The sequence below is a fragment of the Arthrobacter sp. zg.Y820 genome (assembly GCF_030125555.1).
In the GTDB taxonomy this organism is placed as follows: Bacteria; Actinomycetota; Actinomycetes; order Actinomycetales; family Micrococcaceae; genus Arthrobacter_B.
The window spans coordinates 425,298-442,390 of sequence record NZ_JASKLX010000006.1; the positions used below are offsets into that span (position 1 = coordinate 425,298).

Annotated in this window: 18 protein-coding genes; 13 read left to right on the top strand and 5 right to left on the bottom strand. The window is 67.2% G+C overall.

Translation table 11 applies throughout. The features are described 5' to 3' along the window. Positions 1-192 precede the first annotated feature (192 nt). From QNN99_RS07155 to QNN99_RS07170, 4 genes are all read left to right on the top strand, one after another. A complete protein-coding gene (locus tag QNN99_RS07155) occupies positions 193-1,791 on the top strand; it encodes an ABC-F family ATP-binding cassette domain-containing protein (RefSeq protein WP_229965742.1) in 1,599 nt (532 codons plus the stop codon). A gap of 654 nt (positions 1,792-2,445) precedes the next feature. Beyond that, on the top strand, positions 2,446-3,615 hold the full coding sequence (locus QNN99_RS07160) for an ATP-binding protein (protein ID WP_269439164.1): 1,170 nt from the start codon (positions 2,446-2,448) through the stop codon (positions 3,613-3,615). Positions 3,616-3,673: 58 nt separating this feature from the next. Further along, positions 3,674-4,435 carry a YqjF family protein gene (locus QNN99_RS07165; protein ID WP_229965744.1) on the top strand — a complete coding sequence of 254 codons (762 nt, stop codon included), beginning with the start codon at positions 3,674-3,676 and terminating at the stop codon, positions 4,433-4,435. 163 nt (positions 4,436-4,598) lie between these two features. Continuing rightward, positions 4,599-6,365, top strand: a complete 1,767-nt coding sequence (locus tag QNN99_RS07170; protein ID WP_229965745.1) for a hypothetical protein — start codon at positions 4,599-4,601, stop codon at positions 6,363-6,365. Positions 6,366-6,396: 31 nt separating this feature from the next. Here the strand turns inward: QNN99_RS07170 and QNN99_RS07175 are convergent, their stop codons facing one another. Genes QNN99_RS07175 through QNN99_RS07185 form a run of 3 tightly spaced genes read right to left on the bottom strand, consistent with a single transcriptional unit; the run spans position 6,397 to position 7,994 of the window. Next, positions 6,397-7,269, bottom strand: a complete 873-nt coding sequence (locus tag QNN99_RS07175; RefSeq protein ID WP_229965746.1) for an SURF1 family cytochrome oxidase biogenesis protein — start codon at positions 7,267-7,269, stop codon at positions 6,397-6,399. Next, positions 7,270-7,575, bottom strand: a complete 306-nt coding sequence (locus tag QNN99_RS07180) for a hypothetical protein (protein WP_229965747.1) — start codon at positions 7,573-7,575, stop codon at positions 7,270-7,272. Next, on the bottom strand, positions 7,572-7,994 hold the full coding sequence (locus QNN99_RS07185) for a DUF3099 domain-containing protein (protein WP_229965748.1): 423 nt from the start codon (positions 7,992-7,994) through the stop codon (positions 7,572-7,574). Before QNN99_RS07185 ends, QNN99_RS07180 begins: the two co-directional genes overlap by 4 nt. A gap of 114 nt (positions 7,995-8,108) precedes the next feature. Here QNN99_RS07185 and QNN99_RS07190 point away from each other — a divergent pair, with 114 nt between their 5' ends. Together QNN99_RS07190 and QNN99_RS07195 are read left to right on the top strand one after the other, a co-directional pair. Beyond that, positions 8,109-8,837 (top strand): beta-ketoacyl-ACP reductase, encoded by a 729-nt coding sequence (locus QNN99_RS07190; protein ID WP_229965749.1) that lies wholly within the window; start codon positions 8,109-8,111, stop codon positions 8,835-8,837. A 168-nt stretch (positions 8,838-9,005) separates the two neighbouring features. Further along, positions 9,006-9,755: an SDR family oxidoreductase gene (locus tag QNN99_RS07195; protein WP_229965750.1), complete on the top strand. Its 750-nt coding sequence runs from the start codon at positions 9,006-9,008 to the stop codon at positions 9,753-9,755. Here the strand turns inward: QNN99_RS07195 and serB are convergent. Next, the gene (serB, locus tag QNN99_RS07200) at positions 9,734-10,732 is read right to left on the bottom strand and encodes a phosphoserine phosphatase SerB (RefSeq protein WP_229965751.1); all 999 of its coding nucleotides are present in this window, start codon (positions 10,730-10,732) and stop codon (positions 9,734-9,736) included. The two genes, QNN99_RS07195 and serB, sit on opposite strands and share 22 nt — an antisense overlap. Before the next feature lie 93 nt (positions 10,733-10,825). Between serB and QNN99_RS07205 the strand changes: the two genes are divergently transcribed. The 7 genes from QNN99_RS07205 (at position 10,826) to QNN99_RS07235 (ending at position 16,306) form a co-directional block, all read left to right on the top strand. Next, on the top strand, positions 10,826-11,611 hold the full coding sequence (locus QNN99_RS07205; protein WP_229965752.1) for an ABC transporter ATP-binding protein: 786 nt from the start codon (positions 10,826-10,828) through the stop codon (positions 11,609-11,611). Positions 11,612-11,635: 24 nt separating this feature from the next. Further along, positions 11,636-12,445, top strand: coding sequence for a sulfite exporter TauE/SafE family protein (locus QNN99_RS07210; RefSeq protein ID WP_229965753.1), 810 nt, complete (start codon positions 11,636-11,638; stop codon positions 12,443-12,445). After that, positions 12,446-13,258, top strand: coding sequence for a TrmH family RNA methyltransferase (locus QNN99_RS07215; RefSeq protein ID WP_229965754.1), 813 nt, complete (start codon positions 12,446-12,448; stop codon positions 13,256-13,258). Between the two features lie 85 nt (positions 13,259-13,343). Beyond that, positions 13,344-14,300, top strand: a complete 957-nt coding sequence (locus QNN99_RS07220; protein ID WP_229965755.1) for a hypothetical protein — start codon at positions 13,344-13,346, stop codon at positions 14,298-14,300. Positions 14,301-14,465: 165 nt separating this feature from the next. Then, positions 14,466-14,723 carry a type B 50S ribosomal protein L31 gene (locus tag QNN99_RS07225; RefSeq protein WP_227889826.1) on the top strand — a complete coding sequence of 86 codons (258 nt, stop codon included), beginning with the start codon at positions 14,466-14,468 and terminating at the stop codon, positions 14,721-14,723. 90 nt (positions 14,724-14,813) lie between these two features. After that, positions 14,814-15,893 carry a lipoate-protein ligase LplAB gene (lplAB, locus tag QNN99_RS07230; protein ID WP_229965756.1) on the top strand — a complete coding sequence of 360 codons (1,080 nt, stop codon included), beginning with the start codon at positions 14,814-14,816 and terminating at the stop codon, positions 15,891-15,893. 77 nt (positions 15,894-15,970) lie between these two features. Further along, positions 15,971-16,306 carry a cupin domain-containing protein gene (locus QNN99_RS07235; RefSeq protein ID WP_229965757.1) on the top strand — a complete coding sequence of 112 codons (336 nt, stop codon included), beginning with the start codon at positions 15,971-15,973 and terminating at the stop codon, positions 16,304-16,306. Between the two features lie 37 nt (positions 16,307-16,343). Here the strand turns inward: QNN99_RS07235 and QNN99_RS07240 are convergent, their stop codons facing one another. Then, positions 16,344-17,069, bottom strand: a complete 726-nt coding sequence (locus QNN99_RS07240) for an alpha/beta fold hydrolase (RefSeq protein ID WP_229965758.1) — start codon at positions 17,067-17,069, stop codon at positions 16,344-16,346. Positions 17,070-17,093 lie beyond the last annotated feature (24 nt).

Consider the following 17,093-nt stretch of genomic DNA (forward strand, 5'->3'; position numbering starts at 1 on the left):
TCTCACCCGGGGCTGAGCGGCCGCGCTCCCCGCCGTCAGGACGGGGATGCGGGGCGGCGCTGCTGTCGACACTAGCCGGGGATGGCCGTAATTCCTTTGGAGCTTTTCTACAAATCGGCTATCAACGGTAGACTTGAGACGCTGCCATCGCAGTTCAAGCACTATCCCCAACCCCCTCGAAAGGTCCACTGAGTGATTGCCGTATCTAATCTCGAGCTTCGTGCCGGCGCACGTTTGCTCATGGAAGCGGTTTCATTCCGTGTTGACAAAGGCGACAAAATTGGGTTGGTAGGCCGCAACGGAGCGGGCAAAACCACTCTTACCAAGGTTCTGGCCGGCGAGGCGCTGCCCGCCAACGGACACGTGAAGCGCGTTGGCGAAATCGGCTATCTGCCGCAGGACCCGCGCACGCCGGACATGGAGCAGCTGGGCAAGGACCGCATTCTCTCGGCCCGCGGCCTGGACGTCGTCACGGCGCAGCTCAAGAAGTGCCAGGACGAAATGGCCAGCGAAGACGAAAAGGTCTCCCGCAAGGCCATGAACCGCTATGACCGGCTCGAGGCCGACTTCCTGGCCGCCGGCGGATATGCCGCCGAATCCGAAGCCGCCACCATCTGCGCCAACCTGGCCCTTCCGGACCGGCTGCTGAATCAGCCGCTGAGCACCCTTTCCGGTGGCCAGCGCCGCCGTGTGGAACTGGCGCGGATCCTGTACTCGGACGCCGAAACCATGCTGCTCGATGAGCCCACCAACCACCTTGACGCCGACTCCATTGCCTGGCTGCGCGAGTTCCTGAAGAACCACACCGGCGGCCTGATCGTGATCAGCCACGATACTGCGCTGCTTGAAGCCACCGTGAACAAGGTCTTCAGCCTGGACGCCAACCGCGCCACGATCGACATCTACAACATGGACTGGAAGCGCTACAAGCTGCAGCGCGAGACCGACGAGCGTGCCCGCAAGCGCGAGCGTGCCAACACCGAGAAGAAGGCAGGCATCCTGCTGGCCCAGGCCAACAAGATGAAGGCCCGTGCTTCCGGCGCCTCGGCCGCGCAGAGCATGCTCAAGCGCGTTGACCGCCTCATGGGCGGCCTGGACGCCGTTCGCGCCACCGACCGGGTCGCAGCCCTGCGCTTCCCGGATCCGGCACCCTGCGGCAAGACTCCGATGATGGCCGAAGGCCTCAGCAAGAGCTACGGTTCGCTGGAAATCTTCACCGACGTTGACCTGGCCATCGACCGCGGTTCCAAGGTGGTCATCCTGGGCCTGAACGGTGCCGGCAAGACCACGCTGCTGCGCATGCTGGCCGGCGTCGACACCCCGGACACCGGCAAGGTCATCCCCGGCTTCGGCCTGAAGGTCGGCTACTACGCCCAGGAGCACGAAACCCTGGACACCGAGCGGACGGTGCTGGAGAACATGCGTTCCTCGGCTCCGGACATGGACGACGCCGAGGTCCGCAGCGTCCTGGGTTCGTTCATGTTCAGCGGTGACGACGTCGAGAAGAAGGCCGGCGTCCTCTCCGGCGGTGAGAAGACCCGCCTGGCCCTGGCGACCATCGTGGCCTCCTCGGCTAACGTCCTGCTCCTCGATGAGCCCACCAACAACCTGGACCCGGCCTCCCGCGCGGAGATCCTGGGCGCCCTGAGCAACTACTCCGGGGCAGTGGTGATGGTCAGCCACGATGAGGGAGCCGTTGCGGCGCTCAACCCCGAGCGCGTAGTGCTGCTGCCGGACGGCGACGAGGACCACTGGAACGATTCCTACCTGGACCTGGTCACGCTGGCCTAAGGCTCACACCAGCAACGCCCCGGGATCTGCCCGGGTACCGCGGCGGCCGGACTCACGTTCCGGCCGCCGTTGGCGTGTCCGGGCGCCCTTGGCATGCCTGGTTCCCTTGTGCGCGGAGTGTGTGGACTTGACCCTGTCGCCGGACCCGCGCTGCCCCCATCCTGCTTGCCCCGCCGCCGGCGCCCCCATCCGGCCCCGCCTGCCCGCATCCTGCCCGGCCGCCGCCCTGGTTCCCACTGTTTGTTTCCTCCTGTGGCTTCCGGAACCCCATGAGCCACTCCCGCCCCAGAGAGTGGGAGCACGTGCGCCCAGTGCAGGCCCATCGAGGTCGATCCGCCCTTGGGGAGGGAATGGGCTGGGGAAGCGCCGCCTCCGGGAGGGGATGGGTCCGGGAGCGGACGGGTCCTGGAGGGAACAGGGCCGGCAGCCAGGAATGGGGGAGGGGCAGCGGAGATCGGCGCCGCACCCATGCGGAGAGCCGGCCTTCCAGGCTGTAACAATCGGCGGCAAGCATTTTGGCGGCTGGTAATCGTCGACTGCTAATCGTCGACAATCGGGTTCGCCAGAACCGCACTCCCCTCCATCTCTTCATTTCGTATAAATTTTTATCCAACAATATAAAGAATTTCGGATATGTCCGCTAGGATGGGTGGCATGCACAGTGCCACGAACCCGTACTCACCCGGCGCAGGCCGCACACCTTACGAGCTGGCCGGCAGAACAGCCTTGATGAATGATTTTGACCTGCTGATTTCGCGGGCGGCATCCGGTCGAACCGACCGGGGGATAGTGCTGCACGGGCTGCACGGCGTGGGCAAGACCGTCCTGCTCAATGATTTCCGGCGCCGCGCCGAGGAAGCCGGCTTCCTGGTGGTGTCGCTGGAGGGGAGGGACGCCGAGGGCGGACCGAAGGCCATCCGCGCCAAACTGGCGCGGAGCCTGCTGCAGGCCGGACGCAAGGCCAACTCCCGCGGAGGAAGCAAGGCCCTGGCCGACGCGCTCGGAACCATCACATCGTTTGCCGACGGACTCCAGGTCAGCGGCATCGATGTGGGTGTCGGTTCCCGGCACGGGCGTGGTGACTCCGGAGCGTTTGCCGTTGACCTGGAGGAGACTGTGGAGGATATCTCCCGGGCCCTGGCCGAACAGAACGGTGCGCTGATTATTGTGGTGGACGAAATGCAGAATCTGGATCCGGTTCTGCTCTCGGCACTGCTGGGCGTCCAGCATCAGGCCGGGCAGCGGGACTGGCCGTTTTATCTCGTCGCTGCCGGATTACCAAACCTTCCGTCGGTCCTGAACCAGTCGCAGCGCTATGCCGAGGGTCTGTTTACCTACCGCACTGTTGGCGCGCTGGACCGGGAGGACGCCGGCACCGCACTGACTGCTCCGGCGAAGGAGCAGTCGGTTACCTATGATCCGGAGGCCCTGGACCTTCTGCTGAACGCCGCCGGGGGATATCCCTACTTCCTGCAGGAGTATGGGTCCGCCGCGTGGGAATCCGCGCCGCATCCGGTGATCACCGCCGCTGACGCCCGGGTGGCCGTTGAAATAGGCCGGGCCCAGCTGGACCAGGGCTTTTTTCCCATGCGCTGGCGGCGCGCCACCAAGGCGGAAAGGGACTTCCTCCGGCTCATGGCGGTTGACGGCGCCGCGGGCTCGGGGACGGCAACCCTGGCAGCCCGGGCCGGCAAGAAAATGACGTCAATGACCATGACGCGCGGTTCCCTGATCCGCAAGGGGATCATTTACGCACCTTCCCTGGGCCAGGTGGCCTTCACGGTGCCGGGCATGGCCGAGTACGTGCGGCGGGTCACCGGCTAAGCACCGGGAACAGTTGCTACCCGTCCCGCGGCACCCGGCCAAGTGCTACCGTGTGGCCATGACCCGGCCCGCAGATGGCTCCGAGACCCCGTGGCCCGCCGGCCCGGTGCTCTCTCCGCCCGCCCTGGTCACGCAGTCCTGGTCCGATGCCGTTTTTCTGCACTGGCGCATAACGGCGGCGGAGGCGGCGCCGCATATGCCGTCCCTGGTCGAACCGGATGTCTTCCACGGTTCAAGCTGGGTGGGACTGATCGGGTTCCGGCTGCACGGAACAAGACTCGGAGGTGCGCTGCCCCTCCCGTGGCTGGGCAGCTTTACCGAAGTCAATGTTCGCCTGTATACCCGCGGGGCCGACGGAACCAGAGGAGTCCTCTTCCTGTCCCTCGACGCGTCCCGCCTGCTGGCCGTACTGACTGCCCGTGCCGCCGGTGTTCCGTACGTCTGGTCCCGCTGCCGGCAGCAGGCCCCCGGCGGACCGGACCGCGACACCTGCGGGTACGCCGTCGAACGGTACGGCAACGGTGCAAGCTCATCCTTCGCAGTGCGTCCGGAGCTCAGCAGGCAGGCCGATGACCCCCTGTCCCTGGAGCTCACCGCACGCTTCGGCGCCCACGCCACACTCGCCGGCCGGACGATCTTCGTTCCCAACACGCACCGGCCGTGGCCCCTGCACCCGGCCGCGCTGGCGGAGTGCGACGACGAACTGCTGGCCTCCGCCGGCCTGCCGGTTGCGGGTCCGCCCGATTCCGTGCTGTTTTCATCCGGTGTCCGGACCGTTTTCGGCCGGCCGCGGACAGTTCGGAAAGGAGAGGCGCGGTAGCTGTCCCGGGGCGGACCGCGGGAGCACGCACCGCCTGCTTTTGTGTCCAGCTGCTGTCTCGGTACGCTTGGGAATTTGGGTGATGCTCAGCCCATTCCCCTGTTCGGAAGGATGCGCCGCCATTTCCCCCTCAGTTTCCGTACCTGCCCGTCGCCGTGCGGCAGTGGCCGCCCTGTCTTTTGGTCTGGTCCTCAGCGGCTGCACCGGCACACCCGAAACCGACGGCAGTGCCGGGACGACCCCGGACGTGCCGTCCGTCAGCCTGTCTCAGGACCGCGACGTGACCGGTGTCTTTGACGGGGGAGCGGGAAAAGCCTCCCTGGCCGCAACTGCTGCGTTCTTCGCGTCCAGCCCTGCCGCGGTGGTGCTGGCCGCGCCGGAAACCGGCGGGCAGATTCCGGCCTCATCGGACCCGGCCCCGTCGGATCCGGCCGGCACGGATCACACCGGAGCGGCTGCCGCGGCGGCTGCCGGGCTGGGCATTCCGCTGCTCGTGGCCGAACCGGGCAGCGAACAGCAGGTCGCCGCCGAGCTCGATCGGCTCGGCGCCGCCTCGGTGATCCTCTACGGCACGCCGGCGGACGGGTGGTCGCAGACGGTGGGGGAGCGGACCCAGGTATCCGGCCCCGCCACCGCCGCCGGCTTCGCCTCCGTGCTCGGCCTTGAAGCGGAAGCCGCCGGGAAAGAGGGGCTGGTGGCGCAGGTCGCCGCAATGGCACCGGGCGAGCGGCTGACGGTCCCCGGGCTGGAGGTTCCTGCCCCGGAGCCCTCGGAACGTGACCCCTCGGAAAGTGCGGATCCGTCACCAAGTGGCGCCCCGCCCCAGGGCCCGGCCCCGTCCGAGAATGCCCGGCGGGACCTGGCCGGGGAGGACCTGCCCGCCTTCGAAGCGGCGCCGGAACCCGCCAACGCCGTCGTCCTGGCGACCGAAGATCCGGCGGCTGCCGCAGCGGTGGCCACTGCGCGGGCGGCCGGTGCCGAAGTGCACATGGTGGCCACTGCCGACCCCCGGGCCGACAGCGGCGTCATCGCCCTGCTGCGCACCCACCGTGATGCGGGGATCTATGCCGCGGGAGACGGCTTCGGCGGAGCGGAGAACTTTGCGGCCCAGACCGCCGTCGCCTTGGATGCACCCGAGCTCCCCGGCGGCGGGCAGACGGTGTTTCCCGGACGGCGGATGGTGGCGCTGTACGGACATCCCAGCGGGGGAAGCCTGGGCGTGCTGGGGGAGCAGGGCCTGGATGCCACGATCCAGCTGGCCAAGGACACCGCGGCCCGGTACCAGCCCTACAGCGAGGAGCCGGTGGTTCCCGCCCTGGAGATCATTACCACTGTCGCCAGCTCGGAGGCCGGCGACGACGGCAACTTCTCCACCGAAACTCCGGCGGAGGAACTGCGTCCGTGGGTGGAGGCTGCCCGGGAAGCGGGCGTCTACGTGGTGCTGGATCTGCAGCCGGGGCTAAGCACATTCCTGGACCAGGCCGTGCGGTATGAGGAGCTGCTCAAGCTTCCGAACGTCGGGCTGGCACTGGATGCGGAATGGCGCATCACGCCGGGGCAGCGGCACCTGGAGCAGATCGGCTCGGTGGACGCCGCTGAGGTGAACGAGGTCTCGGCGTGGCTGGCCGATCTGACCCGCACCAATGTCCTGCCGCAGAAGGTCTTCATGCTCCACCAGTTCAGCGTGTCGATGATCCGGGACCGCGGATCGCTCGATGTCAGCCGGCCGGAGCTGGCCGTAAGCCTGCACGCCGACGGGCACGGAACCGTCGGCGAGAAACTGGAAACCTGGAACGTCCTGCGCGACGGGCTGCAGCCGCAGATCTGGCCGGGCTGGAAGAACTTCCACGACGAGGACACCCCCATGCTGACACCGGAGCAGACCTTCACCCAGGTCAGCCCCAAGCCCTGGTTCGTCTCCTACCAGTAGCCAACCCTCCGAGCGGGCAGGGGAGCGGGGCCTAGAAGCCCTGCGCCTTCAGCAGGGCGTCTTCCTCGTCCTCCTGGGTACTGCCGCGCTGCTTCCGCGGGCGGCGGCGGGAAGCCGGCCCCGGGTGCGCGGCGTACGTTTCGTCGTCGTCCTCTTCGTAATCGTCCTCGTCGCCGTAGCGCAGGTTCATCGCTTCCTGGTACGCCGCGTAGCCCAGGCCGATGAAGAGCATCACGGCAAAGGCGAACCACTGCATGGCGTAGGACAGGTGCGGGCCCTCGTCCACGGAGGGCTTCGGCGCAGCTTCGGGAACGACGGCGGGAGCGGGGTCCTCGCTGGCCATGAGGCCGTAGGCGCCCTGTTCCAGCTCGTATCCGACCTCGTCCTGGTACTTGGCCAAGTCAATGGAGGCCAGCTGCCCCTCCGGTGCTCCGCGCTGCAGGGCGGGCTCGGGGGGCTTGACGCGCGCGACGACGGTGACCTCGCCCGCGGGCGGCGCTGGAACGGTGTCGGGCCGGCCGGCCTCGTCGTTGCCAATGGGGAGCCAGCCGCGGTTGATCACGACGGCGGTCCCGTCGGTGAGCTTCAGCGGCACCACCACCTCGTAGCCGGCACGCCCGCTCAGCGGACGGTTCCGGACGATGCGCTGGTTGTCGGCGTCGTACACGCCGGTCATTTCCACCGGCATCCATTCGTTGGCCGGATCATAGGTTTCGAACAGGCCGGCGGCGTCGGCAAAGGCGGCCGGCGCGGCGTCGTAGTTGTTGACCACATTGCCGATGTCTTCGCGGATCGCGTCCCGGCGGTCCATCTGCCACAGGCCCAGGGTGGTGCAGACGGCCGAAAGCAGGCAGACCAGGGCAAACCAGCCCAGCCAGCGGCTGGAGAAAAGGAACCGGTACATTTACGCACTCCCGCTGTCGGGGTCCGCCGGAGTCGGCGCTCCGGTGAGCGGAAGCGTTTCCTTCCAGAGATCGCGCGTCTGCAGGTACTCTTCCAGCCAGCCGCGGTGTTCGCCGCACGCCAGCCACGTCTTCCGACGCTCCGGGGTGTGAATCCGCGGGTTGTTCCACAGGAGCCGCCACGCGGCCGGCTGCCGGCAGCCCTTGCGGGAGCAGACCGCCGGAGCGCCGGCCTCCGGGTCCGACGGCTCGGATCCGGTGTGGGGAGCGGCGCCGGTGGTGCGGGCCAGTTGGTCAAGAAGGTTCATGCTGAAGGTGGTGCCTTATCTTCGTGGTGGCTGTCGGCTTGGTCCCCGTCAGCGGGGTCGTCCTCAACGATCTCGCCGTGCAGCAGTGTGGTCTCCGGGGAGTCGCGGTGCTCCTCCGGGCGCGGCGCCTCAATGGCCGGCGGCGGAAGCGAGTCGATCATGGAATCCGACGCCGTCATGTTGCGGGTGTCGCTGCCGGCGTTGGCAATGATCACGGCGAAATACGGAAGCACGACGGCGGCCGCGATGACAACCCAGAGCAGCCAGCCGTGCACAACAAACATCAGGCCCAAGCACACAATGCGGATGCCCATGGACACCGAATACTTGATCATGCGTGCATGCATCTCATCGGTGTGCGCCGTGCGGGCGTCAGTGATCCGGGGGACCGAAACGCCGCGGCTGGATTCCTTGTTCATCACTCTCCCAAACAGATTCATCCATTGTCGCACTGGATCCCGTGATGTTGAAGTTGGTTCCGGCCGGGCTAGGATCAAGTTCATCCAACCCCACACTCCCAGCGGAGGAAATCTGTGCACAACAACACCCAGCCGTCCACCGGCCGCAGCGTCCTGGTCACCGGCGGCAACCGCGGCATCGGACTGGCCATCGCCCAGGCGTTCCTTGCCAACGGCGACCAGGTAGCCATTACCTACCGCAGCGGGGACGTGCCCGAGGGCCTCCTCGGCGTCAAGGCCGACGTCACCGACATGGCGTCGGTGGATGCCGCGTTCACCGAAGTGGAGGCAGCCCACGGCCCCGTGGAGGTCCTGGTGGCCAACGCGGGTATCACCCGCGACACCCTGCTGCTGCGGATGAGCGAAGACGACTTCACCGACGTCGTGGACACCAACCTCACCGGCGCCTTCCGTGTCATCAAGCGGGCCTCGAAGGGCATGATCAAGCTGCGCCGCGGACGGGTTGTCCTGATCTCCTCGGTGGTGGGCCTGTACGGCTCGCCCGGCCAGATCAACTACGCGGCCTCCAAGGCGGGACTGGTCGGCATTGCCCGCTCCCTGACGCGGGAACTCGGCTCGCGGAACATCACCGCCAACGTGGTGGCGCCGGGCTTCATCAACACCGACATGACCCGGGCCCTGCCGGAGGACACGCAGAAGAATTACCTGTCCTCCATTCCCGCCAAGCGGTTCGCCGAGCCGGAGGAAGTGGCCGGCGTGGTGCGCTGGATCGCCAGCCCTGAAGCCGCCTACATTTCCGGTGCCGTCATCCCCGTTGACGGCGGACTGGGAATGGGCCACTAGCGCTCCCGCCCACCGCGCCGGCCGGCACTGTCCGCACCGGTCCTGCCAACGTCCCCGGGGGAATTCCTTGGAGGTTTCCACCACTGTGGAGAACCCCGGGGGCTGGCAGGATGGAATCTGTTGCTTAAAACTTTGGATACTTTCCACAATCTTCACGAAGGAGCACCCATGGGCCTGCTGGACGGCAAAGCCGCCATCGTTACCGGATCCTCACGCGGCATCGGAGCGGAGGTGGCCAAGTTCCTGGCCGCCGAGGGCGCCGGCGTGGTGGTCAACTACCGGCAGAAGGCACCGCGGGCCAACAAGGTGGTCACCGGCATCGAGAACGACGGCGGCCGTGCCGTTGCCGTCGGCGCCGACCTGACGTCGCCCGAGGGCCCGGCGGCGCTGGTTGCTGCCGCCACGGAGAATTTCGGCGGGGTGGATGTCCTGGTGCTGAACGCATCCGGCGGCATGGAGAGCGGCGTCGAAGAAGACTACGCACTGAAGCTCAACCGCGATGCGCAGGTCAACATGCTCACCGCGGCACTGGAGGTCATGCCGGCCGGATCGCGCGTGGTCTTCGTCACCAGCCACCAGGCACATTTCATCAACACGGTGCCCACCATGCCCGAATACGAGCCGGTGGCGCGCAGCAAGCGGGCCGGCGAGGACGCCCTGCGCGACATGCTCCCGCAGCTCGAGGCCAAGGGCATCACGCTGGTGGTGGTGTCCGGGGACATGATCGAAGGAACCGTCACTGCAACGCTCCTGGACCGCGCCAACCCCGGAGCGATCGAAGCGCGCCGCGTGGAGGCCGGCCGGCTGTACTCGGTGCAGGAGTTCGGCGCCGAGGTGGCCCGCATGGCCACCGCCGACGTTTCCTCCGGCCACACCGAATACGTGGGCGGCGCCGACTACCTCGGGGTTGCCGGGTAGTTCTGAACGGCTGGTCCTGACGGCTCTGTCCGGAGCCGAACGAAGTGCTGCACCACGTCCAGGTTGGGCAGGTTCAGCACGGCATCAGCGGCGGCCTGCACTGCCGGCTTGGCGTTGAACGCCACGCCCAGCGCGGCCGCCGCCAGCATGTCCAGATCATTGGCGCCGTCGCCCACCGCAATGGTGTGCCGCTCGTTTATGCCCAGGCCCGCCGCCCACGTCCGCAGGGACCGGGCCTTCTCGGCGCGGTCCACCACCGGTCCGTCGACGGTTCCGGTCAGGACACCGTCGGAAATGCCCAGCAGGTTGGCCTTGGCGTGGGTGAGCTGCAGGCGCTCGGCCAGCGGCGCGAGCACCTGGCTGAAACCGCCCGACACCACCGCCACCGCGTGGCCGGCGGCCAGGAACTCCTTGACCAGCGCCTCCGCTCCGTCGGAGAGCTCGATCCGGGCGCCGACCTCGTTTATGACCGACGCCGGCAGTCCGGCCAGCGCGGAAACGCGCTGGTGCAGGCTCTGCGTGAAGTCCAGTTCACCGCGCATGGCGGCTTCGGTCACCGCCGCGACTTCCGCCTCACGTCCGGCGTGGGCGGCCAGCAGTTCAATGACCTCCTGCTTGATCAGGGTGGAGTCCACGTCCATGATCAGCAGTTTCCGTGCCGGTTCCAGCAGTGAGGACGGCACGACGGCGCTCTGCGCGCCTGCCGCTGCAGTGCCCAGGGCGGCCGCCGCTGCGGTGACGGCCAGCCGCAGCAGCTCGATGCCGCCGTCGTATGCCACCAGCAGCTTGGTGACGACGTACCCGTCGCCGGAGGCGTTCTCCAGCTCCAGGATGCGTCCGCCGACGGTGCCCACCGCCTGCTGGACGGCGGACAGGTAGGCGTCGCCCAGTTCCCGGCCGTAGCTGACGACGCTGTACTGAGCAGCGGCACCGGATACAGGAACGGCACTGGACTGCGGAGAATTCTGGGTGGGCATTGGGCATCCGTTTCTTCGGGCGGGGCTGGAACTGCGGGGCTGCCGGCATCACGTTTAGCCATCGGCCCTTTCTTTAGCCTAATGTCTAGTGCTATGAGTGATGTTCTTGAATTTGCTGCCGTAAGTGTCGTTCGCGGCGGCAAGACCCTGTTGGACGCAGTTAACTGGCAGGTCAAGGAGGGGGAGCGCTGGGTCATCATGGGGCCCAACGGCGCCGGAAAGACCACGCTGCTGCAGATCGCCGGCGGACGCATGCACCCCACCCGCGGAGTCGCCGGAATCCTTGAGGAAGTCCTCGGAACGGTCGACGTGTTTGAACTGCGCCCGCGGATCGGCCTGGCCTCAGCGGCACTGGCAAACCAGATCCCCGAGCATGAAACCGTGCTCAACGTGGTGCTGACCGCGTCCTACGGCATGACCGGACGCTGGCGCGAAAAGTACGAAAAGCTCGACGAACGCCGCGCTTTCCACCTGCTCCACGACTGGGGCATGTCCACCTTCATCAACCGCAGCTTTGCGTCCCTGAGCGAGGGTGAGCGCAAGCGCGTCCAGATTGCCCGGGCCCTGATGACCGACCCGGAGCTGCTGCTCCTGGACGAGCCGGCGGCCGGCCTGGACCTGGCGGGCCGCGAGGACCTGGTGGCACGCCTGGCGGACCTGGCCCGCGACGAGGAAGCACCCGCGATGGTCCTGGTCACCCACCATCTTGAAGAGGTGCCTCCGGGCTTCACCCACGCGCTGCTGCTGCGCGACGGCGGCGTCGTGGCCTCCGGTCCGATCGACGGCGTCTTCACCGAAGAGAACCTCAGCGCCGCCTTCGACCTGCCGCTGGACGTGCATCACGACGGCGGCCGGTGGTCCGCCACCGCCCGCCGCTGACGCTGCCCCGCAGGCGGTAGCGTCATGGACCTGTTCCATAGCGCCCTGGTCTTTTTTGCCGGACTGTGGGCGGGAACCATCAACGCCGTCGTCGGCTCCGGCACACTGGTAACCTTCCCGGTCCTGGTGGCCCTGGGCTATGCCCCGGTGGCCGCCACCATTTCCAATGCCATGGGACTGATCGCCGGAAACCTGGCCGGGTCCTGGGGCTACCGGCGGGAACTGGCCGGGCTGAAATCAACACTCCTGAAACTGCTGCCGGCCTCGATCCTGGGCGGCATCACCGGCGCGGCGCTGCTGCTGCACCTGCCGGAGAGCGTGTTCAGTGCGGTGGCGCCGTACCTGATTGTGGTGGCGCTGCTGTTCGTCATCTTCCAGCCCGCGCTGCAGCGGTGGGTTCGCCGCCGTGCCGAAGCGTCAGCGCCGGAGCCGCAGTCCGGCGGATCCACCCTTTCCGCCGCGCCGAAAGCTCCCCGCCGCCAGACCGTGATCCTGATCATCCTGATCTATCTGGCCGGTGTCTACGGCGGCTACTTTGTGGCTGCGCAGGGAATCCTGCTGGTGGGAATCCTGGGCATCTTCCTGCACGGCAGCATCCAGAATGCCAACGCCATGAAGAACATCCTGGTGCTGGGCGTGAACATCGTGGCAGCAGTTTCCTACCTGCTCTTCGCCTTCGACCGGATTGTGTGGCCAGTGGTCGCCCTCATTGCCGTGAGCTCGCTGATCGGCGGTTTTGCCGGCGCTGCCCTGGGGCGCAGGCTCTCGCCGGTGGTCCTGCGCACGGTCATCGTGCTGCTGGGCCTGGTGGCACTGTGGAATATGCTGTTCTGAGTGACCCTCCAGTACCTTCGCACCGCCGCCGACCCGCGCGTCGCCGACTACACCAACCTGACCGACACCGCCCTGCGCCGCCGCCGCGAGCCCGCGGAAGGCATGTACATCGCCGAGTCCTCCAAAGTTCTGCGCCGGGCTCTGGACGCCGGGCACCGGCCCCGGTCCTTTTTCCTGGCCGAGAAGTGGATTCCCGACCTGCAGGACCTGCTGGACCGGTATCCGGAGGTTCCCGCCTATGTAGGCACGGCGGAAATCCTGGAGGAAATCACCGGATTCCATCTGCACCGCGGTGCGCTGGCCGCCATGGAGCGCCCGGCGCCCCGTGAACTGGCCCCGCTGCTGGCCTCTGCCCGGCGGGTGGCCGTGCTGGAGGACATCGTGGACCACACCAACATTGGTGCCATCTTCCGCTCCGCGGCAGCACTGCAGGTGGACGCCGTCCTCGTCAGTCCGCGCTGCGCCGACCCGCTCTACCGGAGGGCCATCCGCGTCAGCATGGGAGCGGTCTTCCAGGTGCCCTGGATGCGGCTGGAAAACTGGCCCGGCCAGCTGGCGGCGCTGCGCGACGCCGGCTTCGTCACCGCCGCGCTGGCCCTGGCCGAGGATTCGGTAAGCCTGGACGAGCTCGGGGCCCGCCGGGACGAGCGCCTGGCCCTGGTGCTGGGAACCGAGGGGGACGGCCTGGCCGCCGGCACCCTCTCCGCCGTCGACCTCACCGTCCGGATCCCGATGAGCGCGGGAGTGGACTCGCTGAATGTCGCTGCCGCCAGTGCCGTGGCGTTCTGGGAATGCCGGCCGCAGCCGAAATAGGCGCGGTTTCGCTTACCTTCATCCGGCTTTGGTGCAACACTTGCGTCGTCATTGATCACCCTCCGCATTCGTTCCTGAGGCCGCTATGCGTATTGGTTCAAGCCGGGCGTTCCAGCGCCGGCGCTCTTCCCGGGCCGGGCCTTCGGCTGCCCCTTCTCCTGACAGCGCCCGTGTTTCTGCCTGGACGGCGGCGCTGGCGGCCGCGCTGCTGCTGCCGCTGGCGGCCTGCGGGCCGACCGCCGAACAGTTCAGGGACAGGCAGAGCGTGTCCGGCCCGGCATCCGTGCCCGGCGCACCGGCACCGCGTCCGGTTCTGCCCTCTCCTTCAGCGCCGCCCTCTCCTTCAGTGCCGGCCACCCCAAGCGCCGCCGTGCCGGAACCGGCCGCGGAACCGCTGAAGGTCGGCGTCAGCGGCAGCCAAGCCGGCATGCCCCAGCTGGTCCAGGACGCCTGCCAGTTCCTGCTGCGCCGCGACCCGGCGGTTATGCCGCCGAACGAGGCCGCGGCCTGCATCAGCGCCGGCATGACCGCCGGAGGCGGAGCAACGCAGACCCTGGAAACGGCGTCGAGCTGGCTCCCGCAGGGACAACACACCGTGCAGTTCACCACCGCGCCGGAGTTCTCGCTCACCCTGGAAAACCAGGGACTGGACCTGCGGATCACGGCGGGCGCCGGCGGCAGCAGCGTCGACACCGGCGGGGGCAGGATCAAGGCCGATGCCTCCGGCACCCCCGAGGAGGCCTACGCGGCAGTGCTGGCCTCCGCCGCCGAGCTCACCGTGAACCCGGACCGGGTGGGAGCACTGTTCGGCGGCGCCGCAGCCCTGGAGGTGGATTACGGCGCCATCCTCAACGGGGCCGCCAGGACCAAGATCAGCGGGGTCCGCGCCGGGGATGCCGCCGCCGATGACATGATGCCAACGGAGCTGACGGTGTGGCTCGACGATTACTATCGACCGGTCCGTTTTGAACTCACCGGACAGGCCAGGGGAATCAGCTCCAGCATCACGGCCGTCAACAGCGCATGGGACCTCCGGCAGTAACGGGACCTCCGGCAGTAACCGGATCCGGCTTTAACCAGCGGCCCGGGATGCGGTATGCTGAATTGCTGATCCCCGTGTGCGCATTGAACTGCGCCCCATGGGGGCATTCCAAGCTTTCAACCACCAGTGCCTGGCAAAATCCAGGCACCAAAAGAAGGTAATACATTGAAGTCTGATATCCACCCCAAGTATGGCCCGGTTGTTTTCCGCGATCTCGCGTCCGACACCGCGTTCCTGACGAACTCCACGGCTACTTCCGCCAAGACGATCGAGTGGGAAGACGGCAACACCTACCCCCTCATCGAGGTGGAAATCTCCTCCGCATCGCACCCGTTCTACACGGGCAAGCAGCGCATCATGGACTCCGCCGGCCGTGTCGAGCGCTTCAACGCCCGCTTCAAGGGCTTCGGCGGCAAGAAGTAACCCGTTCGTAAAGAACAGCACAGGTTCTAGACTAGGAAGGCCCGCCCGGACATCCGGGCGGGCCTTTTTACTTGCGGAAAAGGAAACTCAATGAGCAGCTCAGAACGGCACAACAACCGCCTGCACGGTGAGTTCAAGGTGGCCGGCGGCAAACTTGTGGTGGTGGACCTGGAAGTCAGGGACGGCAAGCTGGCGGACGTGTCGCTCAGCGGTGACTTCTTCCTGGAGCCCGACGACGCCCTGGCGGACATCAACAAAGCGCTGGAGGGACTTCCGGAAGACACGGCCGGCATTGACATTGCTGCCGCTGTCCGACGGAACCTGCCCGCTGACGCCGTCCTGTTCGGATTCTCGCCGGAAGCCATTGCCACCACTGTGCGCCGCGCGCTGGCCAAGGCCACAGGCTGGAACGACCACCAGTGGGAGATCATCGGCCCCACACCCCTCTCCACACCGATGCACGTTGCCATGGACGAGGTCCTGGCCGAGGAGGTCGGAGCGGGCAGGCGCAACCCCACCCTCCGGTTCTGGGAATGGGAAGCACCATCGGTGGTCATCGGCAGTTTCCAGTCGCTGCGCAACGAGGTTGACCCGCAGGGCGCCGAAAAGCACGGGGTGACGGTGGTGCGCCGCATCAGCGGCGGCGGGGCCATGTTCATGGAACACGGCAACGCCATCACCTACTCGATTTACGTACCGCAGTCCTTGGTGGACGGACTCAGTTTCGCCGAGTCCTATCCGTTCCTTGACGCCTGGGTGATGGAGTCGCTGGAGAAGCTGGGCATCAAGGCCTGGTACCAGCCGCTCAACGACATCGCCACTGACCAGGGGAAGATTGGCGGTGCCGCCCAGAAGCGTTTCAGCAACGGCGGAATGCTGCACCACGTCACCATGTCCTATGACATTGACGCCGACAAAATGCTCGAAGTCCTGCGGATCGGCAAGGAAAAGCTCTCCGACAAGGGGACCACCAGCGCCAAGAAGCGGGTCGATCCGCTGCGCCGCCAGACCGGGCTGACCCGGGAAGAAATCATCTCCACCATGATGGAAACCTTCACCGCGCGCTACGGCGCGGTTCCCGCCGGCATCACCGGCGAGGAGCTGGCGCGGGCCGAAGCCAAGGTGGCCGAGAAGTTCGGCACCGCGGAATGGCTCAACCGGGTTCCGTAACGCTCCTGCCGCGGCAGGGCAGGAGCACGACGGCGAAGTTGGCGCCGCGGTGCTCCTGCCCTAGTAGACTGCCGTGCATGGAAAAAAAGTCCCTGACCGCCTTGGTGCGGACCCAGCTGCAGCTCGCCGGCGGAGCGTCGAGCGGACGCAGTGCCCAGACGGTTTACGGGGGCCACGAACACGTGCTCCGGCAAACACTGATCGCCCTGAACGCCGGGTTCCTCCTGGACGAACATGAAAACCCCGGCGAAGCGACGATCCACGTGCTGAAGGGCCGTGTCCGGCTGCACTCGGAAGGGGATTCCTGGGAAGGCTCGGCAGGGGACCTGCTGATCGTGCCGCAGGCCCGGCATTCCCTCGAGGCAGTGGAGGACTCCGCGGTGCTGCTGACTGTCGCCAAGCGGGACCGCTGACCGTCCTGCCCCGTTGCCCCGAGTAGCGGGCTGCGCTTTAGCTGGCCTGGGAGGCTGCTGCGAGGACCCCGGCAAGGTCGGCGGGACGGCTCCACATGGGCCAGTGGCCCGTCGGCAGGTCGATAAGGTCCAGGTTCTCGAGCCTGGCCACTTCGGCGAACACGGGATGGCCGGAACGGGCCAGCTCCATCATCTGGGTGCTCGGGATCGAGCAGCAGACAAGGGTTGCCGGGACCTTGAACCGTTCCTCGTTGCCGAGCTCCACAGGCTGGCGCAACACGGGCCCGGGTTCGGGAACCGCCCGCGTCCGGAAACGCTCAAGAACGTCGGCGTTCAGGCCGTCAAGACTGGCCTGCTGTCCGAGCGATTCAAAGGACGGCAGCGGAAGCTCTTCCATTTCCGCGGGGACACCGGGGTCGAAGACGGTACCGGACGCGACCGGACCACTGTCGACCCAGATCACCCGGCGGATCAGGTGGGGGTGCCGATCGAGCACGAGGCTCACCGGAGTGCTGGCTCCGCTGTGGGCGACGATGACCACCGGGCCGGTTTCCCCGGCCATGGCCTGCTCGACTGCCGCTGTCTGATCGTGGAGAGTCCTGGACGCTCTGTCCGGGTCTGTCCCGTCGAGGCCGGGCAAGGTGAGGGGAACAGCTCGCCGGCCCATGGCAGTCAGGTGTTCCAGGACTTCGTCCCACGCCCAGGCTCCCAGCCAGTGTCCCGGGATCAGAAGGATGGTCGGGCTGTTCGTGTGAGTCGTCATGCCACAATGCTCGCAGGCGGCGCA

What these genes read in the sequence shown, in the direction of transcription:
- QNN99_RS07220 (WP_229965755.1), top strand. Translation starts at nt 13,344, where the DNA reads ATGCGTATTGGTTCAAGCCGGGCGTTCCAGCGCCGGCGCTCTTCCCGG.
- QNN99_RS07175 (WP_229965746.1), bottom strand. Translation starts at nt 7,269, where the DNA reads ATGTACCGGTTCCTTTTCTCCAGCCGCTGGCTGGGCTGGTTTGCCCTG.
- lplAB (WP_229965756.1), top strand. Translation starts at nt 14,814, where the DNA reads ATGAGCAGCTCAGAACGGCACAACAACCGCCTGCACGGTGAGTTCAAG.
- QNN99_RS07240 (WP_229965758.1), bottom strand. Translation starts at nt 17,069, where the DNA reads ATGACGACTCACACGAACAGCCCGACCATCCTTCTGATCCCGGGACAC.
- QNN99_RS07160 (WP_269439164.1), top strand. Translation starts at nt 2,446, where the DNA reads ATGCACAGTGCCACGAACCCGTACTCACCCGGCGCAGGCCGCACACCT.
- QNN99_RS07205 (WP_229965752.1), top strand. Translation starts at nt 10,826, where the DNA reads ATGAGTGATGTTCTTGAATTTGCTGCCGTAAGTGTCGTTCGCGGCGGC.
- QNN99_RS07235 (WP_229965757.1), top strand. Translation starts at nt 15,971, where the DNA reads ATGGAAAAAAAGTCCCTGACCGCCTTGGTGCGGACCCAGCTGCAGCTC.
- QNN99_RS07195 (WP_229965750.1), top strand. Translation starts at nt 9,006, where the DNA reads ATGGGCCTGCTGGACGGCAAAGCCGCCATCGTTACCGGATCCTCACGC.
- QNN99_RS07165 (WP_229965744.1), top strand. Translation starts at nt 3,674, where the DNA reads ATGACCCGGCCCGCAGATGGCTCCGAGACCCCGTGGCCCGCCGGCCCG.
- serB (WP_229965751.1), bottom strand. Translation starts at nt 10,732, where the DNA reads ATGCCCACCCAGAATTCTCCGCAGTCCAGTGCCGTTCCTGTATCCGGT.
- QNN99_RS07210 (WP_229965753.1), top strand. Translation starts at nt 11,636, where the DNA reads ATGGACCTGTTCCATAGCGCCCTGGTCTTTTTTGCCGGACTGTGGGCG.
- QNN99_RS07180 (WP_229965747.1), bottom strand. Translation starts at nt 7,575, where the DNA reads ATGAACCTTCTTGACCAACTGGCCCGCACCACCGGCGCCGCTCCCCAC.
- QNN99_RS07185 (WP_229965748.1), bottom strand. Translation starts at nt 7,994, where the DNA reads ATGAACAAGGAATCCAGCCGCGGCGTTTCGGTCCCCCGGATCACTGAC.